The organism is Lolliginicoccus suaedae, from assembly GCF_008312885.1.
GTDB classification, from domain to species: domain Bacteria; phylum Actinomycetota; class Actinomycetes; order Mycobacteriales; family Mycobacteriaceae; genus Lolliginicoccus; species Lolliginicoccus suaedae.
Genome location: NZ_VSSO01000004.1, coordinates 310,394 through 335,584, shown reverse-complemented (window position 1 = coordinate 335,584; position 25,191 = coordinate 310,394). Strand labels below are relative to the sequence as shown.

At 68.3% G+C, this 25,191-nt stretch carries 26 protein-coding genes; 9 read left to right on the top strand and 17 right to left on the bottom strand.

What is annotated here, in order from left to right:
• Positions 1 to 43: 43 nt before the first annotated feature.
• Positions 44 to 1,261, top strand: a complete 1,218-nt coding sequence (locus FXO18_RS13320; protein ID WP_149361602.1) for an acetyl-CoA C-acetyltransferase — start codon at positions 44 to 46, stop codon at positions 1,259 to 1,261.
• 32 nt (positions 1,262 to 1,293) lie between these two features.
• On the top strand, positions 1,294 to 3,453 hold the full coding sequence (locus FXO18_RS13315) for a 3-hydroxyacyl-CoA dehydrogenase NAD-binding domain-containing protein (protein WP_187774360.1): 2,160 nt from the start codon (positions 1,294 to 1,296) through the stop codon (positions 3,451 to 3,453).
• 190 nt (positions 3,454 to 3,643) lie between these two features.
• On the opposite strand, the gene FXO18_RS13310 is transcribed toward FXO18_RS13315, so the two are convergent.
• Both FXO18_RS13310 and FXO18_RS13305 read right to left on the bottom strand, forming a co-directional pair.
• Positions 3,644 to 4,477 carry a DUF559 domain-containing protein gene (locus tag FXO18_RS13310; RefSeq protein ID WP_149361601.1) on the bottom strand — a complete coding sequence of 278 codons (834 nt, stop codon included), beginning with the start codon at positions 4,475 to 4,477 and terminating at the stop codon, positions 3,644 to 3,646.
• A gap of 197 nt (positions 4,478 to 4,674) precedes the next feature.
• On the bottom strand, positions 4,675 to 4,941 hold the full coding sequence (locus FXO18_RS13305) for a hypothetical protein (protein ID WP_149361600.1): 267 nt from the start codon (positions 4,939 to 4,941) through the stop codon (positions 4,675 to 4,677).
• A 235-nt stretch (positions 4,942 to 5,176) separates the two neighbouring features.
• On the opposite strand from FXO18_RS13305, the gene FXO18_RS13300 reads away from it, so the two are divergent.
• Positions 5,177 to 6,994, top strand: coding sequence for a long-chain-acyl-CoA synthetase (locus tag FXO18_RS13300; protein ID WP_149361599.1), 1,818 nt, complete (start codon positions 5,177 to 5,179; stop codon positions 6,992 to 6,994).
• 160 nt (positions 6,995 to 7,154) lie between these two features.
• Here the strand turns inward: FXO18_RS13300 and FXO18_RS16185 are convergent, their stop codons facing one another.
• From FXO18_RS16185 to FXO18_RS13275, 6 genes are all read right to left on the bottom strand, one after another.
• Positions 7,155 to 7,277 carry a hypothetical protein gene (locus FXO18_RS16185; RefSeq protein WP_268884967.1) on the bottom strand — a complete coding sequence of 41 codons (123 nt, stop codon included), beginning with the start codon at positions 7,275 to 7,277 and terminating at the stop codon, positions 7,155 to 7,157.
• Between the two features lie 27 nt (positions 7,278 to 7,304).
• Positions 7,305 to 8,318 (bottom strand): alpha/beta hydrolase, encoded by a 1,014-nt coding sequence (locus FXO18_RS13295; protein WP_149361598.1) that lies wholly within the window; start codon positions 8,316 to 8,318, stop codon positions 7,305 to 7,307.
• Positions 8,319 to 8,549: 231 nt separating this feature from the next.
• Positions 8,550 to 8,771, bottom strand: coding sequence for a hypothetical protein (locus tag FXO18_RS13290; RefSeq protein ID WP_149361597.1), 222 nt, complete (start codon positions 8,769 to 8,771; stop codon positions 8,550 to 8,552).
• Positions 8,772 to 9,294: 523 nt separating this feature from the next.
• Positions 9,295 to 9,951, bottom strand: coding sequence for a DUF3239 domain-containing protein (locus FXO18_RS13285; protein WP_187774359.1), 657 nt, complete (start codon positions 9,949 to 9,951; stop codon positions 9,295 to 9,297).
• A 28-nt stretch (positions 9,952 to 9,979) separates the two neighbouring features.
• Entirely contained in the window at positions 9,980 to 11,650 is a 1,671-nt protein-coding gene (locus FXO18_RS13280) for a DNA repair helicase XPB (RefSeq protein ID WP_149361595.1), read from the bottom strand.
• A gap of 49 nt (positions 11,651 to 11,699) precedes the next feature.
• The gene (locus FXO18_RS13275) at positions 11,700 to 13,997 is read right to left on the bottom strand and encodes a helicase-associated domain-containing protein (RefSeq protein ID WP_149361594.1); all 2,298 of its coding nucleotides are present in this window, start codon (positions 13,995 to 13,997) and stop codon (positions 11,700 to 11,702) included.
• A gap of 81 nt (positions 13,998 to 14,078) precedes the next feature.
• Here FXO18_RS13275 and FXO18_RS13270 point away from each other — a divergent pair, with 81 nt between their 5' ends.
• From FXO18_RS13270 to FXO18_RS13255, 4 genes are all read left to right on the top strand, one after another.
• Positions 14,079 to 14,264: a hypothetical protein gene (locus FXO18_RS13270; RefSeq protein WP_149361593.1), complete on the top strand. Its 186-nt coding sequence runs from the start codon at positions 14,079 to 14,081 to the stop codon at positions 14,262 to 14,264.
• Between the two features lie 14 nt (positions 14,265 to 14,278).
• Positions 14,279 to 14,776 carry a cyclic pyranopterin monophosphate synthase MoaC gene (gene moaC / locus FXO18_RS13265; protein ID WP_268884966.1) on the top strand — a complete coding sequence of 166 codons (498 nt, stop codon included), beginning with the start codon at positions 14,279 to 14,281 and terminating at the stop codon, positions 14,774 to 14,776.
• Complete coding sequence (locus tag FXO18_RS13260) at positions 14,773 to 15,246, top strand: MogA/MoaB family molybdenum cofactor biosynthesis protein (protein WP_187774358.1); 474 nt, start codon at positions 14,773 to 14,775, stop codon at positions 15,244 to 15,246. The genes moaC and FXO18_RS13260 overlap by 4 nt, the downstream gene beginning before the upstream one ends.
• A gap of 82 nt (positions 15,247 to 15,328) precedes the next feature.
• Entirely contained in the window at positions 15,329 to 15,757 is a 429-nt protein-coding gene (locus FXO18_RS13255) for a molybdenum cofactor biosynthesis protein MoaE (RefSeq protein WP_235900673.1), read from the top strand.
• Positions 15,758 to 16,003: 246 nt separating this feature from the next.
• Here FXO18_RS13255 and FXO18_RS13250 read toward each other — a convergent pair whose 3' ends face one another.
• The 5 genes from FXO18_RS13250 to FXO18_RS13230 all read right to left on the bottom strand — a co-directional run bounded on the left by FXO18_RS13250 (position 16,004) and on the right by FXO18_RS13230 (position 19,298).
• On the bottom strand, positions 16,004 to 16,522 hold the full coding sequence (locus tag FXO18_RS13250; protein ID WP_149361590.1) for a transglycosylase family protein: 519 nt from the start codon (positions 16,520 to 16,522) through the stop codon (positions 16,004 to 16,006).
• Between the two features lie 528 nt (positions 16,523 to 17,050).
• Positions 17,051 to 17,299: a MoaD/ThiS family protein gene (locus FXO18_RS13245; RefSeq protein WP_149361589.1), complete on the bottom strand. Its 249-nt coding sequence runs from the start codon at positions 17,297 to 17,299 to the stop codon at positions 17,051 to 17,053.
• A 1-nt stretch (position 17,300) separates the two neighbouring features.
• A complete protein-coding gene (moaA, locus tag FXO18_RS13240) occupies positions 17,301 to 18,410 on the bottom strand; it encodes a GTP 3',8-cyclase MoaA (protein ID WP_149361588.1) in 1,110 nt (369 codons plus the stop codon).
• Positions 18,411 to 18,495: 85 nt separating this feature from the next.
• Positions 18,496 to 18,945, bottom strand: coding sequence for a YccF domain-containing protein (locus FXO18_RS13235; protein WP_149361587.1), 450 nt, complete (start codon positions 18,943 to 18,945; stop codon positions 18,496 to 18,498).
• Positions 18,946 to 19,031: 86 nt separating this feature from the next.
• Positions 19,032 to 19,298 (bottom strand): hypothetical protein, encoded by a 267-nt coding sequence (locus FXO18_RS13230; RefSeq protein ID WP_149361586.1) that lies wholly within the window; start codon positions 19,296 to 19,298, stop codon positions 19,032 to 19,034.
• 157 nt (positions 19,299 to 19,455) lie between these two features.
• Between FXO18_RS13230 and FXO18_RS13225 the strand changes: the two genes are divergently transcribed.
• Positions 19,456 to 20,472: a magnesium and cobalt transport protein CorA gene (locus FXO18_RS13225; RefSeq protein WP_149361585.1), complete on the top strand. Its 1,017-nt coding sequence runs from the start codon at positions 19,456 to 19,458 to the stop codon at positions 20,470 to 20,472.
• Between the two features lie 196 nt (positions 20,473 to 20,668).
• Positions 20,669 to 21,079, top strand: coding sequence for a cold-shock protein (locus tag FXO18_RS13220; protein WP_149361584.1), 411 nt, complete (start codon positions 20,669 to 20,671; stop codon positions 21,077 to 21,079).
• Between the two features lie 119 nt (positions 21,080 to 21,198).
• On the opposite strand, the gene FXO18_RS13215 is transcribed toward FXO18_RS13220, so the two are convergent.
• The 4 genes from FXO18_RS13215 to FXO18_RS13200 form a co-directional block, all read right to left on the bottom strand.
• Complete coding sequence (locus FXO18_RS13215) at positions 21,199 to 21,849, bottom strand: lysophospholipid acyltransferase family protein (RefSeq protein WP_235900655.1); 651 nt, start codon at positions 21,847 to 21,849, stop codon at positions 21,199 to 21,201.
• Positions 21,850 to 21,956: 107 nt separating this feature from the next.
• Positions 21,957 to 22,568, bottom strand: coding sequence for a DUF2771 family protein (locus FXO18_RS13210; RefSeq protein ID WP_149361582.1), 612 nt, complete (start codon positions 22,566 to 22,568; stop codon positions 21,957 to 21,959).
• Positions 22,569 to 22,608: 40 nt separating this feature from the next.
• A complete protein-coding gene (locus tag FXO18_RS13205) occupies positions 22,609 to 24,207 on the bottom strand; it encodes an MFS transporter (protein ID WP_235900654.1) in 1,599 nt (532 codons plus the stop codon).
• Between the two features lie 56 nt (positions 24,208 to 24,263).
• On the bottom strand, positions 24,264 to 25,127 hold the full coding sequence (locus tag FXO18_RS13200) for a glutaminyl-peptide cyclotransferase (protein ID WP_149361581.1): 864 nt from the start codon (positions 25,125 to 25,127) through the stop codon (positions 24,264 to 24,266).
• Positions 25,128 to 25,191: the final 64 nt, after the last annotated feature.

The following is a 25,191-nucleotide window of genomic DNA, read 5'->3' as shown; positions in this document are numbered from 1 at the left end:
GTAGCCACCACCAGCATCAACCACTGAGGAAAGGAAAGCACTCGTGACCACTAACGAGGCATTCATCTACGAAGCGATCCGCACCCCGCGCGGACGCGGCAAGGCCAACGGATCGCTGCACGGCGTCAAGCCCGTCTCCCTGCTCGTCGGGCTCGTCGAGGAGCTGCGCCGCCGCTTCCCCGACCTCGACGAGAACCGCATCTCCGACCTCATCCTCGGCTGCGTCACCCCCGTCGGCGACCAGGGCGCTGATATCGCCCGCACCGTCACCCTCCTCGCGGGCATGCCCGACACCGTCGGTGGCGTGCAGATCAACCGCTTCTGCGCCTCCGGCCTCGAGGCCGTCAACATGGCGGCGCAGAAGGTCCGCTCCGGATGGGACGAGATGGTCATCGCCGGTGGCGTCGAATCCATGTCCCGCGTGCCCATGGCCTCCGACGGCGGCGCCTGGGCGATGGACCCCGCTACCTCGTTCGACACCTACTTCGTGCCGCAGGGCATCAGCGCGGACCTCATCGCCACCATCGAAGGCTTCACTCGCGATGATGTCGACGCCTACGCCGTGCGCTCGCAGGATCTCGCCGCGAAGGCCTGGACCGGCGGCTACTTCGCCAAGTCCGTCGTGCCCGTCACGGACCAGAACGGCCTGCTGATCCTCGACCACGACGAGCACATGCGGCCCGGCACCACCACCGACAACCTCGCCAAGCTCAACCCGTCCTTCGCCGCGATGGGCGAGATGGGCGGCTTCGACGCCGTGGCGCTGCAGAAGTTCCACCAGGTGGAGAAGATCAACCACGTCCACCACGGCGGCAACAGCTCCGGCATCGTCGATGGCGCCGCCATCGTGCTGCTCGGCACCGAGAAGGCCGGCCAGGACCTCGGCCTCACCCCGCGTGCCCGCGTCGTCTCCACCGCCACCAGCGGTGCGGACTCCACCATCATGCTCACCGGGCCCACCCCGGCCGCGCAGAAGGCGCTCGCCACCGCCGGGCTCACCGTCGATGACATCGACCTGTTCGAGCTCAACGAGGCCTTCGCCTCCGTGGTGCTGAAGTTCCAGCGGGACCTCAACATCCCCGACGAGAAGCTCAACGTCAACGGCGGCGCCATCGCCATGGGCCACCCGCTCGGCGCTACCGGCGCCATGATCCTCGGCACCATGGTCGACGAGCTCGAGCGCCGCAACGCGCGCCGCGCGCTCGTCACCCTGTGCATCGGCGGCGGCATGGGCGTCGCCACCATCATCGAGCGCGTCTGACCACCTCCGAAACTTCTCGAAAGGCAACAATCGTGACTGACAACATGATCGCGTGGGAGCAGGACGGCGACGGCATCGTCACGCTCACCATGGACGACCCCAACCAGGGCGCCAACACCATGAACGACCTCTTCGGCTCGTCGTTCCAGGCGACCGTCGACCGCGTCGTCGCCGAGAAGGACAGCATCAGCGGCGTCATCCTCGCCTCCGCGAAGAAGACCTTCTTCGCCGGCGGCGACCTCGACTCCCTGATCGCCGTGCAGCCCGAGGACGCGCAGCAGCTCTTCGACCAGGTGCAGACGCTCAAGGCCGCGATGCGCACCCTCGAGACCCTCGGCAAGCCCGTCGTCGCCGCCATCAACGGCGCGGCCCTCGGCGGCGGCCTCGAGCTCGCCCTCGCCACCCACCACCGCATCGTCGCCGACGTGCGCGGCGCCCAGCTCGGCCTCCCCGAGGTACAGCTCGGCCTGCTCCCCGGCGGCGGTGGCGTCACCCGCACCGTCCGCATGCTCGGACTGCAGGGCGCGCTGATGCAGGTGCTGCTGCAGGGCCAGCGGCTCAAGCCCGCCAAGGCGCTCGAGATCGGCCTCGTCAACGAGGTTGTCGGCTCCGTCGACGAGCTGATCCCCGCCGCGAAGGCATGGATCAAGGCCAACCCCGAGGCGCAGCAGCCGTGGGACGTCAAGGGCTACCGCATCCCCGGCGGCACCCCGTCGAGCCCCAAGCTCGCGCAGATGCTGCCCGCGTTCCCCGCGAACCTCCGCAAGCAGATCAAGGGCGCCCCCATGCCCGCGCCGCGCGCCATCATGGCCGCCGCCGTCGAGGGCTCCCAGGTGGACTTCGACAACGCCTCGACCATCGAGTCCCGCTACTTCGTGCAGCTCGCCACCGGGCAGACCGCGAAGAACATGACGCAGGCGTTCTTCTTCGACCTGCAAGCCATCAACAAGGGCGCCTCGCGCCCCGACGGCATCCCGCAGCGCCAGGCCAAGAAGGTCGGCGTGCTCGGTGCCGGCATGATGGGCGCGGGCATCGCCTACGTCTCCGCCAAGGCGGGCATGGAGGTTGTCCTCAAGGATGTCAGCATCGAGGCCGCCAACAAGGGCAAGGCCTACTCCGAGGCCATCGAGGCCAAGGCACTCTCGCGTGGCAAGACCACCGAGGAGAAGTCCGCCGAGCTGCTCGGACGCATCACCCCCACCGCTGATGCTGCCGACTTCGCCGGAGTGGACTTCGTCATCGAGGCAGTCTTCGAGAACCCCGAGCTGAAGAACAAGGTCTTCCAGGAGATCGAGGACATCGTCGAGCCCGACGCGCTGCTCGGCTCCAACACCTCCACGCTGCCCATCACCGGCCTCGCGCAGGGCGTCAAGCGGCAAGAGGACTTCATCGGCATCCACTTCTTCTCGCCCGTGGACAAGATGCCCCTCGTGGAGATCGTGAAGGGTGAGAAGACCTCCGCCGAGGCGCTGGCCCGCGTCTTCGACTACGTCCTCGCCATCAAGAAGACGCCCATCGTGGTCAACGACAGCCGCGGATTCTTCACCTCCCGCGTCATCAGCACCTTCCTCAACGAGGCCATCGTGGCCCTCGCCGAGGGCGTGGAGCCGTCCACCATCGAGCAGGCCGGGCTCCAGGCGGGCTACCCCGCGGCGCCGCTGCAGCTGTGCGATGAGCTGAACTTCCTCACCATGCAGAAGATCTTCAAGGAGACCCGCGAGGCGCTCGAGGCCGAGGGCAAGAAGATCGACGACGCCGCCATCAAGGCCGGAGCCATCGTCGACCGCATGGTCGCCGAGTTCGACCGCACCGGCAAGGCCGGCGGCGCCGGGTTCTACGACTACAGCGACGGCAAGCGCGCCGGACTGTGGCCCGGGCTGCGCGAGACGTTCAACTCGAGCCCCGACGCCGGTGTCTCCATCGAGGAGCTCAGCGACCGCATGATGTTCGCCGAGGCCATCGACACCATCCGATGCTTCGATGAAGGCGTCCTCATGACCCACGCGGATGCCAACATCGGCTCCATCTTCGGAATCGGCTTCCCCGCCTGGAGCGGTGGCGTCATCCAGTTCATCAAGGGCTACCCCGGCGGCGTCGATGCCTTCATCGCCCGCGCCGAGGAGCTCGCCGCCAAGCACGGCGAGCGGTTCGCACCGCCCGCGTCCATCAAGGACGTGCTCGCGCGCGGCTAGCACTCCTGGTTCTCTCGCCAGCCCGGTTCCCGTTCGCGCGGGGGCCGGGCTGGCTTGCTTTCGTGGGCCGGTGCTTCGGTTCCTCGCCGCCCGGTTGTGCGAGGTTCTGCACCCTTCCCAGCGCCTGCGCGGGTGCAAAAGGTGACACTTCCGAGCTGGGGGAGCGGGGATCGGGCTGGGGGAGCGGTGCCTACCCCCGGTGCCCGGCCGCGGCGAGGGCCTCGCGGATGTGCGCGAGCAGCACCTCTGGGGCGCGCAACGACTCGGGCAGCACGCGGATCACCCGCCACCCCGCGCGCTGGCAATCATTGGCCCGGTGCGCGTCGCGGCGTGCCTGCCCCGGATCGGTGAAGTGATGCGCCCCGTCATACTCGACGGCTACCTTCCACTCCGGCCAGGCGAGGTCGGCGCGCGCGATGAACAGCCCGTGCTCGTCGCGGATGACGCGCTGGGTCCGCGGCCGAGGCAGGCCCGCCCGCACGATGAGCAGGCGCAGCCGGGTCTCCTGCGGTGATTCCGCGCCCGGGTCGGCGAGTTCGAGCACCGCGCGGAGGGCCTGGATGCCCCATGATCCGTTCCTGCCCTCGGCGAAGCGGCGCAGCTGGGCGGGCGCGAGCCGCGTCGACTGGTACAGCGCATCAACGAGCACCACGGCCTCGTCGAGCGGTCGGCGACGGGCGAGATCGAACGCGGTGCGCACAGGAGTTGTCACCCGCAATCCGTGCAGGGTGATGACTTCGCTGTCTCGTAGCGCGTCGCGGTGCGCGATCACACCGGCATTGCGCACCCCGCGCGGGTACACGATCTCGGGAGGGCTATCGGGCAGCCATCGGGCACCGTGCAGCGCGGCCGCGGAGATCCCGGACAGCACGCAATCGCCGTCTGCCCACACCCATGCGGCCCGGGCTCTCACCAAGGGAGTCAGCTTCGCGCCTCGCTCGACGTAGACACCGCTGAGGACGCGCTGGTACTGGCGGAGCTGGCAGCGGGTGATTCCCGCGCGGCGGGGCTTGAAAGGATCCACGCCAAGGTTCGACGCGGGCGGGCGCGCGGAGGTTCACCGGTGAGACGGAGATCATAGAAGCAGCTCGGAGCCCCCTCGGTTGTGCGAGGTCTTGCACCCTGCCAGCGGCTTGCGAGGGTGCAAAAGGTAACACTTCCGGGGCTAAGAGGCTAAGGGGCTAAGGGGCCGAAGGGGGCGAAGGAGCGAGGTGAGAGCGCTCAGTCGTGCGTAGCGGTCTTGCAGGCCTGCAGCTTGCGGGTGTGGAGGCGGACCTCGGCGTCGAGCCCACCGCGGTGGCGGCCATTGACCTTGGGCATGACGAGGAATCCGATGATGATGAGGCCGAAGAGGCCGACGGAGGCGATGAGCCACCAGGCGTTGATGCCTTGCACGAGGAGCACCGTGTAGAGCATGAGCATCACGGCGGAGTAGCCAACAAACACGATACTGAGGATGGTCTCGAACTTCTCGCTGGGCGTGTTCATGGTGCTGGGGTTCCTCCGCTGTCCTCGGTGCATGTCGCTGTATCCAAGGGTGGTGGATAGGTTCCCTGTTCGGTTAGGAGCTTGGTCACACCAAGGGGGGTCATCCTGGTCACATCGACCAAGCCGCGGTTGCGTGGAACATCCCATTTGCCGGTTTGGCTGCTGGTCGGCAGTACTCGTGGCGCCTGCGGGGGTGTCGCTCCAACGTGGCGGTGGGGCGCCGTAGGCTAGGGCCATGGAGCAATCGACTCGTTCCCCGATCCAGCCCGTTAGCCTGCTCGATGCCGTGAAGGCATTGCCCGCGTTGATCCCGGACGCGCCGGGCATGCTGGTCGATGCGGTGCAGCTGCTATCGATCCGCGCGACTACTCGCAACTCGGTGGGCAAGGTCTTCCAGGATGCTGCCGCGAAGCATCCGGAGCGGCCGTTCCTGCGGTTCGAGGGCACTGACATCTCGTACGGCGACGCGAACGCGCTGGTGAACCAGTATGCGGCCGTGTTCGCGAGCCAGGGCGTCAAGCGTGGCTCGGTGGTGGGCGTTCTCGCGCCGAACCGCCCGTCCACTCTGCTCGCGGCATTGGCGGCGGTGAAGCTCGGTGCGGTGGCCGGGATGCTGAACTACAACCAGCGTGGCGAGGTGCTCGAGCATAGCCTGAAGCTGCTCGATGCGACGGTGATCGTGGTGAGCGCGGCCGCCCGCGAGGCTTTTGATTCGCTGCCGGCGGGCCAGCTCAAGGGCACTGTGCTGGGGCTTCGTGATGGGGACGCGAAGCTCGAGGGCTTCCCGGATCTCGATGAGCTCGCGGAGGGGCAGCCTTCGGCTGATCTGGCGGTGACGGCGGACCTGCGCGCGAAGGACAAGGCGTTCTACATCTTCACCTCGGGCACGACGGGCCTGCCGAAGGCGTCGACGATGTCGAACATGCGCTGGTTGAAGAGCATGGCCGGTCTCGGTGGCCTCGGGGTGCGCCTCGACGGCGATGACGTGCTGTACTCGTGCCTGCCGCTGTATCACAACAATGCTCTGACGGTGTCGCTGTCCTCGGTGCTGGGGTCGGGCGCGACGCTGGCGATCGGCCGGTCGTTCTCGGTGTCGCGGTTCTGGGACGAGGTGGTGCAGTCGGAGGCGACGTCGTTCTGCTACATCGGTGAGCTGTGCCGGTACTTGCTGAACCAGGACCCCAAGCCCATCGAGCGGCATCATCGGGTGCGCGTGGTGGTGGGCAATGGACTGCGCCCGGAGATCTGGGAGGAGTTCCAGGAGCGGTTCGGCATCGAGCGGATCGCCGAGTTCTACGGGGCGAGCGAGTGCAACCTCGCGTTCGTCAACGCCCTGAACGTCGACCGCACTGCCGGGATCTGCCCGCTCCCGTTCTCGATCGTCGAGTACGACGAGGAGAACGAGGAGCCGCGCCGCGGTGCCGATGGCAAGCTCCGCAAGGTCAAGAAGGGTGGCAAGGGCCTGCTGATCACGAAGATCACCAGCCGTGCCCCGTTCGATGGCTACACCGATCCGAAGGCCACCGAGAAGAAGGTGCTGCGCGACGCGTTCAAGGACGGCGACGCCTACTTCAACACCGGCGACCTGGTCTACAACCAGGGTTTCCGGCACATCGCGTTCGCCGACCGGCTGGGGGATACGTTCCGCTGGAAGGGCGAGAACGTCGCCACCACCGAGGTGGAGGGCGCGCTCGGCTCGCTGCCGGAGGTCGATCAGGCCGTGGTGTACGGGGTGGCGGTGCCGGGTGCCGACGGCAAGGCCGGCATGGCGGCGATCCAGCTGCATGATGGGGCGTCGTTCGATGGCAAGAAGTTCGCGGATCACTTGATCGATACGTTGCCCTCGTACGCGGTGCCGCTGTTCGTGCGGCTCATCGAGGAAGTGGAGCAGACCTCGACGTTCAAGTCGCAGAAGGTCGAGCTGCGCAACGCTGGCTACGACCCCGAGCAGGTCACTGATCCGCTGTATGTGCTCGCGGACGCCGAGCGCGGCTACATCGAGTTCTACGAGGACTATCCGGCGGACGTTGCGGGCGGCAAGATCCGCTTCTAGCGGCGGGGCGTGCGGCCCCAAGCCCGCCCCTTGAGTGTGCGAAAAACGACACGATTTCGCGCTGGAGCTGTTGTTGATCGCACACTCGTGGCGGCTTTGAGCACGAAAAAAGGGCCCCGGCGGTGGAGTTTTCCACTGCCGGGGCCCTCGTGCTGCTGGCTCAGCCCTGGATCTGGACGATCAGGTCCGCGATGAACGCCGCCCCGTCGAAGAAGCCCTCGATGCTGTAGGACACCTCGGCGAGCGAGTAGAAGAAGTCAGCGATGTCAGTGATCGAACCCATGGTGGTCCTTTCGGGGTCAGGTGCGGGTCAGGCGCCGATGGCGTCGGCGATGACGGGCCATGAATCGTGCAGGTCGTCCTCCCAGTAGCCCCACGAGTGGGTGCCGGTGGGACGCCAGTTGAACGTGGCGGGGATGTTTAGCTGCGCGAGTCGCGACTGCAGGTTGATCGTGCAGGGGATGGTGGCGAGCTCGATGGCGCCACCGACGATGACCTGATTGGCGAGCGTCGTCTGGTCGCCATTGATGCGGGAATCGGCGATGGTGTCGTGCTCACCAGCGATGCCAGTGCCGTTGGAGACGTAGATCGTGGTGCCGCGCAGCTTCTCCGCGTTGATGACCGGATCATGCGCCACCCAGTTCGGCCCGCCGTAGGGGCCCCACATGTTGGTGGCGTCCGCGTTGCCGCGGCCCTCGACGACGGTGCGGATGTATTCCTGGCCGAGCGGATCGGCGGTCTGCGCGCAGCCGCTGTAGGCGGCGACGGCGTTGAACAGCCCCGGCCGGGTGATGGCGAGGTTGAACACGCTCGTCGCGGAGGTGGAGATGCCGGCGACCGCGTTCACGCCATTGGCGCCCAGCGCGTTGTCGATGACGGGGGGAAGCTCCTCGGTGAGGAAGGTCTCCCACTTGTGGAGACCGAGCGTCGGGTCTTCGCGCTCCCAGTCGGTGTAGTACGACAAGCGGCCCCCGATGGGGGTGATGACGTTGACGTTCTTGTCGGAGAAGAACTCGTCAGCGTCGGTGCGCGCGGACCAGGTTGCGGAATCCTCGCCACCGCCGGCACCGTTGAGCAGGTACAGGGTGGGGCGCGGCACCGAGGTGTCGGCGGGGCGCAGCACCTCGATGGGGATGACCCGGTCCATCGAGGGGGAGTAGACGTTGACCGTCATCTTCTGCGAGTCGGTGATCTCGGTGGACACCACGTACGCGCCGGATGCCTGGCCGAGGGCGGTGGTGCTCGTGGCCGCGACGGGGGCGACCAGCAGGGCAGTGGCAGCGGCCGCGGTGACCAGCCTGCGTCGGAACGTTGCTCGGCGCATGTATGTGACCTCACCTTATTGAATGCGGAACGGAAGTGGTTCGCGGGGAACATTAAACGATCGCTTCAGGGCATACCGGGCGTTACAGGGGATTGGTGCACGACCGCGATCGTGTTGTGCTCTCCCGGTGCTTGCCCGGCCGGTGACCGTGGTGCATGGGGCCCTGGATGCACCGCACCCCCGGGCGCGGCGAGCGCTCGGGGGTGCGGGGATCACTCAGAAAGAGAGAGATCAGCTCTCTTCGGCAACCTCTTCGACGACCTCGGTGGTGCCCTCGAGGCCGTTGAGGGTCTCGATGGAGCCGCTGCTCGAGTCGAGGATGGCGGCGATGCCGGAGAGCAGGTCGCCGGTGCCGGAGTTGTAGTCACCAGCGCCGGAGAAGAAGTCACCCGCGGCGGGGAGGAACTCGAGGAAGTACTCGGCGTCAGCGAAGATCTGGGCAAGTGCGTCCATGGGGCTAGCTCCTTGGTTCGGGTCGTGCTTCGTGAATGGTGCTGCGCCGGTTTGGCGCTCGGAAAGATTTCTACCGCACCGCACCAGCGATCGGGAGCCTACGTCTGGCGTTGTTAACGCGATCGACGCGGATATCGCCGCTATCACAAACCGGGCACACGCAGATTCGTACGCGGATATGCTGTGAGTTTACTGAGCGTTCACTAAGTAGCCATGAAGCGTCTTGTGAGCGACGTCACGGGTGGCTTTCCCGTTCAGTTAACCGGCGGTTTACCAACGTCCCAGGGAGTGGGACGCTTCACGTGCCCTGGGCGTTTGCCTCAGTGGTATCCGGCAAACCGGACCATCCGGGACTCGTGGCGGGCTAGCCACATCAGCAATCTAGGCGAACTTCGCTGATCGGTCGCGTGAAACACCGACCGATTTCTAGAAATGTAATGTGATGCGTATCTCAGTTCACATTGGTGACATAAGGATATGCGAAATCGAATAGGAAGCAGGGGGCGTGTGCCGCGCGCGCTATTCAGCGCAGCTCGGGCGGCAGTTCCTTGTCCTTGAGGATCGGATAGGTGCGCGACTTCTCCGCCTCCTCGGTGCGGACCATGTTCTTGCGCAGCACCTCCCACTCGACATGGGGGATCGCCCGCACGGCGCGAGCGAGCACATCGACATCCCGCGCGCCCCACGCGATCGGCACCGGACGCACCTGCTGCCACACCTTCGAGCCCGGAGCGCCCGACGTCACCGCCACGCACGCCACGCGCTCGCCCTCGCGGCGCTCATGCCCCGGCAGGTTCTGCACGCGCCGCGGCACCAGCGCCCACACCGGCGGCCTCGAGCGGTCCCGCACCACATTGACCAGCGCGAGCAGCGTCACCCCGCGCGGCCGCACCGCCGTCACCACCGCAGGCACCAGCTCGTACTCGTTGTACAGCTTCTGCAAGTCCGAGGCCTGCCGCGGGGCGTAGATGCCCGCGTATCCCATGCCGACCGCCGCCACGAGCAATGCGCCCGCCACCACGAAGGCCCACGGCTGGCCGACCATGAACAGCCCGACCGCGCCACCGATCAGCAGCGCGATCACGATCAACGCCGAGAACTGCACCCGGCGCAGGTCCGCGAGCATCTCGTTCACACGGCGGGCATGGGGCACATCAACAAGGAAATCCAAGGTACGCACGCCTACCAGCCTACGTCGGCGGCCCCGCCTACTCGGATGCAGCGTCCCCCACCGCGGGACCGAGCAGGTCGTCCGCATCGACGATCCGGTACGCATAGCCCTGCTCGGCGAGGAAGCGCTGCCGGTGCGCCGCGTACTCCGTATCGAGGGTGTCGCGGGAGACCACCGAGTAGAAGTGCGCCTGGTGCCCGTCCTTCTTGGGCCGCAGCAACCGACCGAGCCGCTGCGCCTCCTCCTGCCGCGAGCCGAACGTGCCGGACACCTGCACCGCCACCGTCGCCTCCGGCAGATCGATCGAGAAGTTCGCCACCTTGCTCACCACCAGGGTGCTGACCTCGCCGCGCCGGAACGCATCGAACAGCTCCTCGCGCTCCTTGTTGCGCGTCGACCCCTGGATCACCGGGGCGCCGAGCTCCGCGCCCAGCTCCTCCAGCTGATCGAGGTAGGCGCCGATCACCAGGGTCTGCGCGCCCTCGTGCCGCGCCAGGATCGACTTGACCACCGCGATCTTCGTGCGCGCCGTCGAGCACAGCTTGTACCGCTCCTCCGGCTCGGCCACCGCGTAGGCCATGCGCTCCGCCTCAGTGAGCGTCACCCGCACCTCCACGCAGTCCGCCGGGGCGATCCAGCCCTGCGCCTCGATGTCCTTCCACGGCGCGTCATACCGCTTGGGCCCGATCAGCGAGAACACATCGCCCTCGCGGCCGTCCTCGCGCACCAGCGTCGCCGTCAAGCCCAGGCGGCGGCGCGATTGCAGGTCCGCGGTCATGCGGAACACCGGCGCCGGCAACAGATGCACCTCGTCGTAGATCACCAGGCCCCAATCGCGCGAGTCGAACAGCTCCAGGTGCTTGTACTCGCCCTTCGAGCGGCGCGTTATTACCTGGTACGTGGCGATCGTCACCGGGCGGACTTCCTTGCGCTCGCCCGAGTACTCGCCGATCTCATCCTCCGTCAGCGATGTCCGCGCCAGCAGCTCCCGCTTCCACTGCCGGCCCGAGACGGTGTTGGTCACCAGGATCAGCGTCGTCGCCGAGGCCCGCGCCATCGCCGCCGCCCCCACGATCGTCTTGCCCGAGCCGCACGGCAGCACCACCACGCCGGAGCCGCCATCCCAGAACGAGTCCGCCGCCATCTGCTGATAGTCGCGCAGCTGCCAGCCGCCGCTGGTATCGAGCGTGATCTCATGCGCCTCGCCATCGACATAGCCCGCGAAATCCTCCGCCGGCCAGCCCACCTTCAGCAGCACCTGCTTCAACCGGCCCCGCTCCGAGGGATGCACCGCGACGGTGTCCTCATCGATGCGCGCGCCCAGCATCGGCGCGATCTTCTTGTGCCGCAGCACCTCTGTCAGCACCGCCCGGTCCAGGCTCACCAGCGTCAACCCATGCACCGGATGCTTCACCAGCTGCAAGCGGCCGTAGCGGCCCATCGTGTCCACGATGTCCACCAGCAGCGCCTGCGGCACCGGATACCGCGAGAACCGCACCAGCGCATCCACCACCTGCTCGGCATCGTGGCCCGCCGCGCGCGCGTTCCACAGCGCCAGCGGCGTCACCCGATAGGTGTGCACATGCTCAGGCGCGCGCTCGAGCTCCGCGAACGGCGCGATGGCCGACCTCGCCGCCGCCGACGACTCATGGTCGATCTCCAGCAGCAGCGTCTTGTCAGACTGCACGATCAGCGGACCACCCGACACGCACACGCTCCTCACGCTCTTGGCAACAGACCCTCCATTGTGCAGAAAATCAAGCGTCGTGCACTGTCACCGCACTGATCCGATGCATCGGGAACCGCCGCGCCACGCCCGCCGACGCATCCACGGCCTCCAGCTGCCCGCCCGCCACGGACACCGGCACCACAGTCCGGACGCCCGCCACGCCCTGCGCATCGACATACCCGATCGTCACCCGCGACCGGCTCGCCAGCGCCAGCTGCAGCATCGCCAGGGTCTCCGACATCGACGCCCCCACCCGGCCCGGCTCCGCTGCTGCCGCCCGCACGTTGCGCACCACCTGCTCGAGCTGCTCCCGCGGTGGCGCATGCAGGATCCCCGCGGCCGCGCGCCGTGGCATCCGATGCGGTGGCACCCGCGTGCCCCGTGGCCGCATATCGACGATGGCCCCATCGACGCCCTCGCCAGCGGGGGAGAACCCGGCCGCCCGCAGCCGCTCCAGGACCTCCGTCAACGGCGCCTGCGACACCGCCACCGTCGGCGCCAGCGCCCGCAGCCCCAGCACATCGGCCACCGAGGAAGCCAGGATCTCCGACAACAACGCCGGATCCTCGCACCGCACGAACGCCGACCCCACCCCCACGCGCAACCGGCCATGCCGCCGCGCCATGTCATCGACCAGGTACGACAACGCCTGCGGCACCGGAGTGCGCGAACGACGCTCGAACAACTGATGCACCTGCGCCGCCGACCAGCCCGCGTCCAGCGCTCGCAGCACGCTGCGCTCCGTCACCCGGAACACCGTCGCCGCGCCCGCCGACTCCACGTCCGCCACCAGCGCCACCTGCTGCTGCAGCTCCGGCAGCAATGGCCCTGGCGCCACCACCGTCAAGTCCGCCTGCACCAGCACATGATCGAGGGGCTCCGGCAGGATCCCATCGACCGCGCGGGCCAGCGCCGTCAGGTCCCCCTCCTCCAGCAGTACCTGGCCCGGTGCCGAGACGCCCAGCCCCGACAGGACCCCGCTCGCCACCACGCCCAGCTGCCGGGCCTCCGCCAGCACCGAGCGCACCACCACGCCACCGAAGCGCCGGGACAAGCGCGGCCACCGCCACAGCAACCACCGCTGCACCGCGAGCGCATCAGCACCCCGGCCCGCCGCGACCGCCTCCACGATCACCCGCCGATCCGCCGGCGCGGAGACCTGCCCCACCTCGTCCGACAGCACCACCACCGGCTTGCCATCACGATCCCGCGCGCCCACCAGCCACGGCCGGCGTGGCATCAACCACCACGCCCGCGCCAGCACCGACCAGCGGTGCGCCATATCCGCCCGGCCCCACGCATCCGACGCATCCGTCGGCGCCCACTCCAGCACCAAGCCGCTCGTCGCTGGCTGGCTGCCCACCAGCCCGGCCTCCACCAGCACCTCCAGCAGCAGGGCCGACCGCTCCTCCGCCACCCCCGATTGCTTGGCGAGCCGACGCAGCTCCCGCACCCCGACACCGCCCGCGCGCAACCCCTGCAACGGGGCATCGCCGAGCGCCGTCACCAGCGCATCGCACTCCCGCAGCAAATCCGCCACCTCGCCCGCAGCGGCACCATCCACCTGCTTCTGGCCAGGCGCGCGGCCCGCGCCACCCGCAGGCTCGGCCACCGAATGCGGATCCACCATCGCATCGCCCCGCAACCACTGGCCCACATGATGCGGCAGCTCCACCGTGCGCTCATCCACCCGCACCAGCAGTCCAGCCTCGATCAACCGTGGCACCGGGCGCTCCGGGTCCGCGCCCGGCTCCGCATCGCGCGTCGAGCCCACTGGAGAGCCATGCGCCAGCGTCTCCAGGATTGACCGCTGCGCCTCGTCCGCCCCCGCCACGAGATCCGGAACGGCTCCGACGGAAGCAACATCGCGCAATGAGCCCAGCCTCCCAGCCCGCCACGGCACGCACTCCGCCACGCTCGCCAGCAACCGCACTGGCTGCCCGGCGCCGCCACCCGCGCCCTCGGGATCATCGCCCCACAACAAGGCCCGCTCGCGCAACCACATCACCCGCTCGGAGACCTCCGCCTCCGCGAACTCCAGCCCGGCAGCACGCAGCACCTCGGCCGCCGCGGTCGCTGGCACCCGTTCGCGCGCCGCGCCCGCCACCACGAACGCCTCCACCACGGACAACGTGAAATAGTCCGCCTCATCCATCGCGCGCTGCACAGATGCCCGCAACCGCACCCGCTCGCACAGCACCCGGCCATTCAATGGAGGGGGCACGGCCAAGTCCGGGCGCACCGAGAGCAGCGTCACGAGCCACTCCTCGCCACGCCCTAGCAGCCATGCATCGAATGCAGCATCGTCCGAGCTTGTTCGCGTCATCGACTACCAGGGTAGAGACTCCGCACCCCTAAAAGGGACCGCGCCCGCGCGCCACGGACCAAGACCTGTCAAAATAGAACCGTGGCTGACAAGAAGAAGGACCAATACGTTGACTCCGGCTGGCCCGCGCTCCCCGAGGGCGCCCACGCCGTCACCGAGCTCGCCTCCGATGTGGCAGGCGCGCTCTCGCCGTTCGGCGAGACCACCTTCCCGGTGCCCGCCGACCAGCTTCCCTACATCCACCCCTACACCGTGGTGAACCGCTGACCACAGCACCCGCCGTGGACGACACAAGCGAACCGCAGCACCAGCCCCGATTGACACACGTCGACAATCGGGGCGCCGCGCGCATGGTCGACATCAGCGACAAGAGCATCACCGCCCGCGTCGCCATCGCGCAAGGAACGTTCCACACCACCGCCGAGGTCATCGCGCTCCTCGCCGGAGACGGGCTCCCCAAGGGCGACGCGCTCGCCACCGCCCGCATCGCCGGGATCATGGCCGCCAAGCGCACCCCCGACCTGATCCCGCTCTGCCACCCCCTCGCGCTGACCGGAGTCACCGTCGACCTCGACCTCGCCGACACCACCGTCGGAATCACCGCGCGCATCACCACCACCGGCAAGACCGGCGCCGAGATGGAAGCACTCACCGCCGTCGCCGTCACCGGGCTCACCCTCCACGACATGGTCAAAGCAGTGGACCCCGCAGCAACCATGAACAACATCCGCGTCACCAGCAAGCACGGTGGCAAGTCCGGGGACTGGCAGCAACCATGAGAGCCGCCGTCATCGTCGCCTCCACCCGCGCCGCCGCCGGGACCTACACCGACCGCACCGGGCCACTCATCGCCGAATGGCTCCAGGGCCGCGGGTTCGCCGTCAGCGAGCCCACCGTCGTCGCGGATGGGGACCCCGTCGCCCAAGCCCTCCGCGACGCCCTCGACCGTGGCTGCGGGGTCATCCTCACCACCGGTGGCACCGGGCTCAGCCCCACCGACACCACCCCCCAGCACACCGCCGCGCTGCTCGACTACCAGATCCCCGGCATCGCCGAGACCCTCCGCCAGAGCGCCGTCGCCCGCATCCCTACCGCCATGCTTTCCCGCGGCATCGCAGGCATCGCAGGGAAGACGCTCATCGTCAACCTGCCCGGCTCGCGCGGGGGCGTCAAGGACGGCCTCGCCATCCTCGACGGCATCCTCGAGCACGCCCTCGACCAGATCCAAGGACACGGCAACCATGACTAGCGGACCTACCACGCCCGAGCCGGACAACACCGAGGCCGACGGGGGCGCTGGTGGTCCAGGCGCTGGGGGTTCAGCCGCGGTCGTGGGAGCTGAGGTGCGCCTCGCCGCCGTCACCACGGAGCCGATCGGCACCACCGAGCACGAGCGGCTCGTCGAGCATCCCGCGGCTGGTGCCATCGTGAGCTTCGCCGGAGTCGTCCGCGATCACGACAGCGGGCGCGGCGTCACCGCCCTCGACTACACAGCCCACCCCACCGCCGGACGCATCGTCGAGCGAGTCGTGGCCGACATCGCCCAGCACGCCCGCGGCGTTCGCGCCATCGCCGTCAGCCACCGCATCGGACCCCTCGCCATCGGCGACGCCGCTCTCGTCTGCGCCGTCGCGGCTGACCACCGCGCCGAAGCCTTCGCCACCTGCGCCGAGCTCGTCGACCAGATCAAGGCCGAGCTGCCCGTCTGGAAGCGTCAGGTATTCACCGACGGCACCGATGAATGGGTCAACAGCGCCTAGTCGCGCCTGACGGCCGTCCTCGGTGACGGTGGCTCCTCCTCGGTTGTGTGAGGTTTTGCACCCGGTCTCGCGCCGTCGAGGGTGTATTTTGTAACACTTCCGGGGAGGCGGGCGCGCAGCCGCGGGAAGGCCGCGCCATCGAGGGGCACACCCGCGAGGTGACGCGCAACGCGAAAGGCCCACCCTTGCGGGCGGGCCTTTCGGTCAGTGCTTCACGGTTTCAACCGCGATGACATGCTGTGAGGCTCAGAGGCTGTTGACCCAGTCGAGCAGCTCGGGCGCGATGGGCAGGCCGGCGTTGCGGGCCTCGCCGATGAGGCGGAGCAGCTCAGCACGAATGGGGCTGGCCTCTGCCTGCACGGGCGCGGAGATGTTGGTGGGTGCGGAGCGCTGGGTGGGTGCGCTGTTCAGGCCGAGCTTGCTCGAGCAGGCGGGCCATGCGCCCCAGCCCTGGCCGGCGAGGGTGCGCTCGGCGACGGCGATCTGCTGCTGGCGGGTGGCGAGGTCGGCGCGGGGCGCGAACTCGGTGCCGCCGTAGCCGGACCAGGTGCTCTGGGAGAACTGGAGGCCACCGTAGTAGCCGTTGCCGGTGTTGATGTTCCAGTTGCCGCCGGACTCGCACTGCGCGAGGCGGTCCCAGTCGGAGTCGGGAGCGGCGTTGGCGGGAGCGGCGAAGAGGACGCCAGCTGCGGAGATCGCTGCACCGGTCAGCAGGGCCTTCTTGGAGAAGCTGCGGCGGGCGGTCTTGGTGGGCTGTGCGTTCATGGTTACGGTGGTCCTCTCGGTTGCGCTACTGCGTGCGTGTCGGTGTGCCTGGTGGTGTCTGTGGCATGCGGCCCGTGGTGCCCGGGTGGTGCTTGCTAGCGGTGATCGTCGGGTGATCGCTGTAGCTAGCAGGTGGGGCGCCGTGCGGGGTATTCCGCTTGACTGGCAGTGACGCTACGGAGGGTCGTGGGGGTCGTAAAGGGTTCTGGTGACGTGGCTCTCAGATGCCACTTTCAATCACGTATGCGTAGAAGTGGTTCATAACCGCAGGTGAAATAGTGAAAGTCACGATTCGTTGCGCTCTTGTTACTCGTTCGTTATGTAACCGGCGTCACAGGGTTGGCGCGTGGTGAGATCTCATTATTTGAGACGCCATTTGCCGCTAGATAGCAAATTGGGCGAATAGCCCGTTCTTGGGGTCCGCCAGCGAGCAGGGAAAGCGGCCATCGCGAGCGTCGTGTGGTCACCGCCAGCGCCACGCCTGTCAGCGAGGGGGAAAGCCAGCACGGGCGAGGCAGGGAGAGCCGGTCAGCCGCCCGCGAACGGGGGCAGCGCGTCAATGGTGCAACCCGGATCGAGAGTGACCGAGTGATCGGATACGGCCTGCTCATCGACGAGGAACTGGCAGCGGCCCAGGACCCGGGCCAGCTCGGGGCCCCGCTCGGACAAGCTCCCCACTAGCTCGGACAGCGTCGTGCCGCTAGCGACATCGAGCCGCTCCTCGTCCTTGCCCGCTGCCCGGCCTGCTGCGGCGAAGTAGCGCATGGTCACGGTCATGTCAGCCTCCGATCGCGCTCATGGAGCGTGCGGGCTGCAGGAATGACGGGTCATTGATCGCATGCCCGGGCAGCTTGCCCCAGGTCGCGTCCCGCCATGCCTGCGCGATCGTGCTGTCCCCGGCATCGTCATCAGTGACGGCACTGGGCCCGCGGAGCAGGGCGCGCAGGTCCATCTCGCCGTGGGAGAAAAGGCAGTTGCGAATCTGGCCATCGGCGGTGAGGCGGGTTCGGTCGCAGTCTCCGCAGAAGGGCCGGGTCACTGAGGCGATGATGCCGACCGTGGCGGGGCCGCCGTTGACGACGAACCGCTCGGCGGGCGCTGCCCCGCGATGCTCGGGATGCGGAGCGAGGTCGAATCGTGCCGAAAGCAGCTCGAGGATGCGCTCGGCGGTGATGAAGGTATCCCGCTGCCACTCGTGCCCCGCGTCGAGCGGCATCTGCTCGATGAAGCGCAGCTCGTAGCCGTGGTCGAGGCAGAACTGCAGCAGCTCGGCGGCATCGGTCTCGTTGATGCCGGGCTGGATGACCGCGTTGACCTTCACGGGCCGCAATCCAGCTTGGTGGGCCGCGTCGAGCCCGGCGAGCACATCGTTGAGGCGGTCGCGGCGCGTGATCGCATGGAAGTGGTCGGGGTCGATGGTGTCGAGGGAGACGTTGACCCTATCGAGCCCGGCAGCTTTCAGGTCCGCGGCCTTGCGGGAGAGCCCGAGCGCGTTCGTCGTCAGGGAGATCTCGGGCCTGGGGGAGAGGCTGGATGTGTAGCTGATGAGCTCGGTGAGCCGACTGTAGAGCAGTGGCTCGCCACCGGTGAAGCGGATCTCCTCGATGCCGAGGAGCGTCACTGCGATGCGCAGGAGGCGTTGCAGCTCGGCCAGCCCCAGCGCCTCGTCGCGGTCCATCCAGTCGAGGCCCTCCGCGGGCATGCAGTAGGTGCAGCGCAGGTTGCAGCGATCCGTGAGGGAGACGCGCAGGTCCTTGGCAGTGCGGCCGTGCTGATCGAGAAGGCCGCCCGAGGTGGGCGCTCCTGCCATGGCCGCGCTGCTCGCCGCCGCGCCCGTCGCGGAGGACGAGCGCGAGGGCATCGGGATTCCCAGTCGGACAGTTGCCATAGTGTCTACCAGCGTACCTTTGCCGGGTTATGCCCGTATTCCCGTAATCTCACCGCATGCGCGGGGCCGTCGTGAGGGGGCGTGCTCAGCGTGGGTAGCGCTGCGCTCCCTGGTAGGGATCGGGGCCAGGCCCATATCCGTACCGGTAGTCGCTGGCTTGATCGACCGGAACGATGCGCTTGCCCAGCGGCATCAGCGAGATCGGGATCATCTTCAGGTTCGCGATCGCCAGCGGGATGCCAATGATGGTGAGGGCCTGCGCGAACGCCGTCACGATATGGCCGAACGCGATCCAGATGCCCGCCACGAGCAACCAGATGACATTGCCGATCAGCGTGAACGACCCCGACGTCGGGCGATCCACCGTGGTGCTGCCGAACGGCCACAAGGCATACAGGGCTATGCGGAACGACGCGATGCCGAACGGGATCGTGATGATCAGCACGAAGCAGATGATCCCCGCTAGCACATACAGCAGTGCCAGCCACAGGCCGCCGAAGACGAGCCAGATGATGTTCAGGATGATGCGTAGCATTCTTCCTCCCCCTCCTAGTGTGCCCCGGCTCGTGCGAGCCTGCTCCGTGTGCCAGACCGGCCACGCTCACCGGCCCACCGGCGCTGCTACTGGCCGGATCGTTCGCGGGCGGCGCGCGCCCGGGCCGTGCTGAACACCGGCACCAGCACCGCCAGGGTGAACCCGAGCGGGCACAACACGCTCGTCAGGTAGAGCGCGAGGACCGGCGCGCCCCCGGTGGCATGCAGCACGAAGATCGTGGCCAGTGCCAGAGCACCCACCACGAACATCACTACGCCCACCCGGAGCGCCAGGGTCTCGGCCCGTGCCTGTGGCTCGCGCGTCCGCGCCCAGCGTCCATACTCGTTTCCCACGCCCACCAGGTTACCGGTCCGCACCGACAACACCTATGGCAAGCTCGTGCCTCGGGTCGCTCCGCCGAATCCAGCAACCGTCGGATATAACTCGGGGGACACGCAAGAGGGCGGCGACACCCGAGCGGGCAGCGACATGAAGCGGGCAGGGGGATCCATGACGATCATCGACAACGCGATCTACGTCGACGGCGTGCGGGTGGCCGAGCCCGGTACCCTCGCGCAGACCTATGGGCTGATCCGCGAGCACAACGGCATCGCCTGGATCGGCCTCTATCGCCCCACCACCGACGACATCGACTCGCTCGCCACGGAGTTCGGCCTGCACCACCTCGCGGTCGAGGACGCGATCTCGGCGCACCAGCGACCCAAGATCGAGCGTTACGACAACGTCCTGTTCACCGTGCTGCGCCCGGCCCGCTACATCGACGCCGAGGAACGCGTCGAGTTCGGCGAGCTGCACATCTTCGTTGGCCCCGACTTCGTCATCACCATCCGCCACGCCGAATCAACCCAGGTCGGCGGGGTCCGGGCCCGGCTCGAGAAGGCGCCAGACCTGCTGCGCATGGGCCCCGAGGCCATCCTCTACGCCATCCTCGACCGCATCGTCGACGAGTACGAGCCCGTGGCACGCGGACTCGAGAATGACATCGACGAGATCGAGGACCAGATCTTCACCGGTGACACCCAGGTGGCCCGGCGCATCTACGCGCTCTCCGAGACCGTCATCGAGTTCCAGCGCGCGATCCGGCCCATCCCCACTATCATCGAGGCGCTGCAGCGGGGCTTCGGCAAGTACCAGGTGGACGTCGAGCTGCAACGCTATCTCCGCGACGTCCTCGACCACGCCCTGCGCCTCGCCGAGCACGTCGACCAGTTCCGCGCCACCCTGCAGACCGCGCTCACCGTGCACTTCACGCTCGTCGCGCAGCAGCAGAACGAGGAGATGCGCAATATGACTGCCGCGAGCCTCGCCCAGAACGAGCAGGTCAAGAGCATCTCCTCGTGGGCGGCGATCCTGTTCGCGCCCACCCTCGTCGGCACCGTGTACGGCATGAACTTCGAGCACATCCCCGAGCTGCACTGGTCATTCGGCTACCCGATGGCGATCTCGATGATGCTGCTCACCGGGCTCACCCTCTTCGCTGTGTTCAAGCACAACAAGTGGCTCTAGCCGCTGCATCCAGTCCGCGAGAGGGCCCAGGTCAGGCCGGGACGGGCGCCCGGGAGGGCCGGGAACAAGGGAAATGCCCTAACCTCCGCGAAAGCGCTACCATTGCAGGCGCGCCCCGCCCACCAGCGGGCGGCGCGGCTGGCGCGATCTCGCGACCAGCATCGATGAAGCATTCGAGTGATGAGCGGGTGACACAGTGCCTAGCGGCAAGGTGAAGTGGTTCGATGCGGAGAAGGGCTTCGGCTTCCTCTCCCAAGACGACGGCGAGGACGTGCACGTGCGTGCCTCCGCGCTGCCTGCTGGCGTGGAGACGCTCAAGGCGGGGCAGCGCGTCGAGTTCGGCATGGCCGTTGGTCGACGGGGCCCGCAGGCGTTGAGCGTCAAGGTGCTCGACCCGATCCCGTCCGTTCGTGGCAGCGCCCCGAAGAAGGAAGCCCCGGTCAAGCGTCGCGAGCCCGAGGAGCTCCACGGAATGATCGAGGACATGATCAAGCTGCTCGAGGTCTCCGCGCAGGACACCCTCGGCAAGGGACGCTATCCCGAGCGCAAGACCGCCCAGCGCCTCGCTGAGGTCATGCGGGCTGTCGCGCGGGAGCTCGACGCGTAATCCTCGACGCACCAGCGCAGGACACTAGTCCGGGCGCCAGCCATGCACCGTGGCTGGCGCCCGGACTGTATTCGTCATCCGTATCGCTGGGAAGGCTGGCCCGCCAGCCAACTGACCAGCTAGCCGCGGCCCTCCTTCGGCGGCAGCCCCGCCTCGATGCGGGAGCGGTACCGCTCGGAGGTCTTCTTCCGGCCAGGCAGCGCGTACGGCGCGCGGCGCCGGATGTCGGCCATCACTCGATCGGAGAACTCGGACGGTGATTCCTCGGGCCGCATCTGACCCTGCTCGGGCTCGAAGAGCTCGATGCGGATGACGGGACGCTTGGGGAAGCGGACGATGTCCACGCTGCCGGTGATCGTTGCGAGCACGACCTTCGCCTCGGGAACGGCCTGCGCCAGCCGCCCGACGCCACTGCGCGCGCGCATCGGGGCGCCCCGCGAGATGGTGCCCTCGGGGAAGATGCCGATGCATGCGCCGCCCCGCAGCTCGGTGATCGCTGATGTGAGCGCGGTGGCATCGCCCTTGCCTCGCTCGATGGGGATCTGGCCCATGCGATCGACCACCCAGGCGACGGGGCGGTACTTCCAGAGGGTGGACTTGGCGAGGGCACGCACCTGGCGCCGTCCGATCAAGCCGGTTCCGAACGTCACCGGATCCCAGTAGCTGTCGTGGTTGGCGACGAGCAGCACGGGGCCGTCAGCCGGAAGGAGTTCCTCCCCGATGACCTCGAGCCTGCCCCAATGCTTGACGACGGGGGAGGACACGCGCATTACGGCCCGATAGACGGGCGAAACATCAGAGTTGTTCACAAGTCCCCAGCATTCCAGTTCCGCGACCGCGGCGCGCGCCTACCCCGGCGCGTGGCGCGCCCGGTGGCCTAGGAGGACGCGGGCTGCGGCGCGATGTCGACGAACATGACCCAGGTGGCGAAGGTGCCGAGCTGCTCGGCGCCGGTGTTGTCCACGAACACCGTGGGCATGTCGAACTGGATGCCGCCGAGCGTCCGGCCTTCCTCGTCGGTGACGGGCAGCGAGATGGAGTGCCGATCACCGGGGGCGTAGGTCTGGTCGAAGAACGCGTCCTCGGACTCAGCGGGCTCGTAGAGGGCCTGCACGCGCAGCGAGTTGCGCGTCATCTCCTTGGGCAGCGAGATCTGCACCGTATCGCCCGCGTCGGCCTCGATGATGGTGGGCATCTGCGGCTCGTCGCACACCTCGGACAGGGCATTGTTGAACGCGTTCTGCTGCTGGGGGGTGTCCATCGGCTGGTCCGCGAACTCGTTCACGGTCTCGCGGATGCCGTCGGGGTCGCAGTACTGGATGGGGCCGATCTCGTGGGTCTCGCCGCTCGCGAACACCGCGAGGTGGGGACGATGCACGTCATCGCGACCGAGCCGCACCTGGAGCCCCACGATCGCCGCCACCGCCAGCGTGGACACCACTACCACCGCGATGGCGATCATCAGGAACTTGCGGGGAATGATTGACATCGAGGAGCTCTCCCAAGGCGTGTCGCGAAAATGGTGCGGTTCAGGGCTGCGTGGGTTCGTCGCCCGTGTGCTCGGGGCGGTGCCCGCCCAGGCCCGGGACCAGTGATCGTCCCCGCTGCGTCAGGATAGCCTGTGCCAGTCCTGCGGCCACGCACACGCCCACCGCGGTGAACCCGATCCACAGCTCGGTGGGCATGAGGATGCCCAGCGCGCCGCCGAACACCCAGCTCAGTTGCAGCGCGGTCTCCGAGCGCCCGAACGCGGACGCGCGCGACGCATCGGGCACATCGTCCTGGATGAGCGCGTCCAGCGACACCTTCGCGAGGGCGCTGGAGGCAGCGAGCACCGCGGCGAGCAGCGCCACCACCGCGAACGCGTTCGTCACCGCCACGACCACCACCATCGCCGCGACCACGATGGTGCAGCGCACCACGACCGTCGCGGGCCGGGCCAGGCGGATCCGCGCTCCCACCGCGTTGCCGCCGAAGTTGCCGAGGCCCGCGGCAATGCCGATGACAGCCAGCATCGCTACCTGCATCGCGGGCTCGTGCTCGGTGCGGGACTTCGCCACGAACGCCACGAACAACGTGAGGAAACCGGTGACCAGGCGGATGGTGCAGGTGCCCCAGAGGCCCACGATGACCAGGCGCCCGAGCGGTTGCCGCCTCCCTCCGGTGATCCGCGCCCGCCAGGAGGACAACGAGCCTGGCCGCGGATGCTCGCGGTAGGTGATCGACGCGGGCACCTCGCCCTCGGTGACCTCCACCCATGCGGGGATGCGGATGCTCAGCCAGGCCCCGGCCGCAGTGATGAGCAGCAGCAGGAGCAGTGCCCCGGGCCAGCCGGAGATCGCCGAGAACACCATCTCCGCGATCGCCGCCAGCGCGCCCACCGTGATGGTGCCGACCACGAGCCCGAAGACCGTGAGCCGCGAATTGGTCCGCACCAGGTCGATGCCCGGTGGCAGCACGCGCGGGGTGACGGCGGCCTTGAGCACGCCGAAGGATTTCGACAGCACCAGCATTCCCAGCGCCGCCGGGTAGAGCAACCACGGGATGAAGCTCCCGGTCGCGGTGTCGTAGCTGCCGATCAGCACGAGCACGAGCACGCCGCGCAGCACGAACGACAGTGCCAGCGCGAGCCGGCGGCCCCGCTGCAACCGGTCGAGCGCCGGCCCGATCAGCGGCGCGATCACCGCGAACGGCGCGATCGTCACCAGCAGGTACAGCGCCACCATGCCACGGCTCTCCCCGGTGGTGGCGGAGAAGAACAGGGTGTTGGCCAGTGCCACTGCGAGGGCGGCGTCGGCGGCGAAGTTCGCGATGGTCGCGTACGTCAGGGCAGTGAGGCCGGACTTGTCGGCACCATCGGCGGTGGCGGCGCGGCGGAACGCGTCGACGCCCTGCATCGTCAGCTGGCGGGATCGCATCGCCGCTACGCGGGTCACCGTGATCTTGCGTGGCAGGCGGGACGGTTCCGTGGCTTCCGGTCCTGTGGCTTCCGGTCCTGTCGCTGCTGGTGCCGGGGCAGGGCCGGAGGCGGGGGAGCCGAGGCCCGGCGGCGGGTAGTTGTAGAAGCCAGGGTGCTCCCCGAACCGTGCCTCGGCGTCATCACCTGGTGGCGTCGCGGAATGGTTCACCGCTCAATTCTCCCGCATCCGTGCCGCGCTGCGCCCCGCGGGTGCCGGCGGGTCGCCTAGCGGGGGACGAACCGGGCCTCGAGCATCACCGGCCATAGCTTGCCCGTGATGAGGAAGCGGTCCGTGCCGGGGATCGCGGCGATCCCGTTGAGAACATCGGCGCCCCGCCGCTCGGTGCTCGAGAGCAGGCCCGACGCGTCGATCACGTCATCGATGGCGCCGGTGCGCGGATCGATGCGCACGATCATGCTCGTCGTCCACACGTTGGCATATACCCCGTCGGGGGTGCACTCGAGCTCATTGAGCAGCTCGACGGGCGCGCCATCAAGGGTGACGGGGATCGTCTCGAGGGCCTCGAACGTCGCTGGATCCCGCACCGTAAGGGTGCTCGTGCCGTCGCTCATCACGAGGTGGTCGCCGCGCTCGGCATCGTCGTCGTACGAGCAGAGCCCCCAGCCCTCGCCCTCGTAGGTGGTGCGGAACTCCTCCTCGAGCGTGGCGGGATCGCGGGCGATGGCCACGCCGTCCTGCCACGTCACTTGCCAGGCGATGTCCTCGGTGACGGTCAGTCCCTCGCCGAAGAAGGGATCGGTGATGTCTGCCCGCGCCAGTACCTCGCCACCGGGGAAGGCGCGCGCCTCGATCCACGACGAGCCCACCAGGCCGGTCGATTCGTAGAGGACGCCATCGGTGAGCTCGAGCCCCTGGGTGAAGGAATCACGCCCGTGCGGATGGCGCTGCACCACCTCCACGGTCGATGTCGCGTCGCGGGGGCCGGGGGTCACTGCCTCGGGGCTGGCGGGGGACGGTGCCTGCGAGCCGGTGCCAGGCAGGCTGGGATCCACGCAGGCGGCGCCGAGCAGCGGGAGGAGCAGGGCCACGGCGGCGAGCGGGCGGGCAGGGCGGGCGATTGCATGCATGTGATCAAGATTGCCTCACATCGCTGCGGCACGGAGTCGAGATTTTGCAACGGAATGAGGCAAG

What these genes read in the sequence shown, in the direction of transcription:
- FXO18_RS13305 (WP_149361600.1), bottom strand. Translation starts at nt 4,941, where the DNA reads ATGAACACGCCCAGCGAGAAGTTCGAGACCATCCTCAGTATCGTGTTT.
- FXO18_RS13300 (WP_149361599.1), top strand. Translation starts at nt 5,177, where the DNA reads ATGGAGCAATCGACTCGTTCCCCGATCCAGCCCGTTAGCCTGCTCGAT.
- FXO18_RS16185 (WP_268884967.1), bottom strand. Translation starts at nt 7,277, where the DNA reads ATGGGTTCGATCACTGACATCGCTGACTTCTTCTACTCGCTCGCCGAG.
- FXO18_RS13295 (WP_149361598.1), bottom strand. Translation starts at nt 8,318, where the DNA reads ATGCGCCGAGCAACGTTCCGACGCAGGCTGGTCACCGCGGCCGCTGCC.
- FXO18_RS13290 (WP_149361597.1), bottom strand. Translation starts at nt 8,771, where the DNA reads ATGGACGCACTTGCCCAGATCTTCGCTGACGCCGAGTACTTCCTCGAG.
- FXO18_RS13275 (WP_149361594.1), bottom strand. Translation starts at nt 13,997, where the DNA reads ATGACGCGAACAAGCTCGGACGATGCTGCATTCGATGCATGGCTGCTA.
- FXO18_RS13260 (WP_187774358.1), top strand. Translation starts at nt 14,773, where the DNA reads ATGAGAGCCGCCGTCATCGTCGCCTCCACCCGCGCCGCCGCCGGGACC.
- FXO18_RS13250 (WP_149361590.1), bottom strand. Translation starts at nt 16,522, where the DNA reads ATGAACGCACAGCCCACCAAGACCGCCCGCCGCAGCTTCTCCAAGAAG.
- FXO18_RS13245 (WP_149361589.1), bottom strand. Translation starts at nt 17,299, where the DNA reads ATGACCGTGACCATGCGCTACTTCGCCGCAGCAGGCCGGGCAGCGGGC.
- moaA (WP_149361588.1), bottom strand. Translation starts at nt 18,410, where the DNA reads ATGGCAACTGTCCGACTGGGAATCCCGATGCCCTCGCGCTCGTCCTCC.
- FXO18_RS13235 (WP_149361587.1), bottom strand. Translation starts at nt 18,945, where the DNA reads ATGCTACGCATCATCCTGAACATCATCTGGCTCGTCTTCGGCGGCCTG.
- FXO18_RS13225 (WP_149361585.1), top strand. Translation starts at nt 19,456, where the DNA reads ATGACGATCATCGACAACGCGATCTACGTCGACGGCGTGCGGGTGGCC.
- FXO18_RS13215 (WP_235900655.1), bottom strand. Translation starts at nt 21,849, where the DNA reads ATGCGCGTGTCCTCCCCCGTCGTCAAGCATTGGGGCAGGCTCGAGGTC.
- FXO18_RS13210 (WP_149361582.1), bottom strand. Translation starts at nt 22,568, where the DNA reads ATGTCAATCATTCCCCGCAAGTTCCTGATGATCGCCATCGCGGTGGTA.
- FXO18_RS13200 (WP_149361581.1), bottom strand. Translation starts at nt 25,127, where the DNA reads ATGCATGCAATCGCCCGCCCTGCCCGCCCGCTCGCCGCCGTGGCCCTG.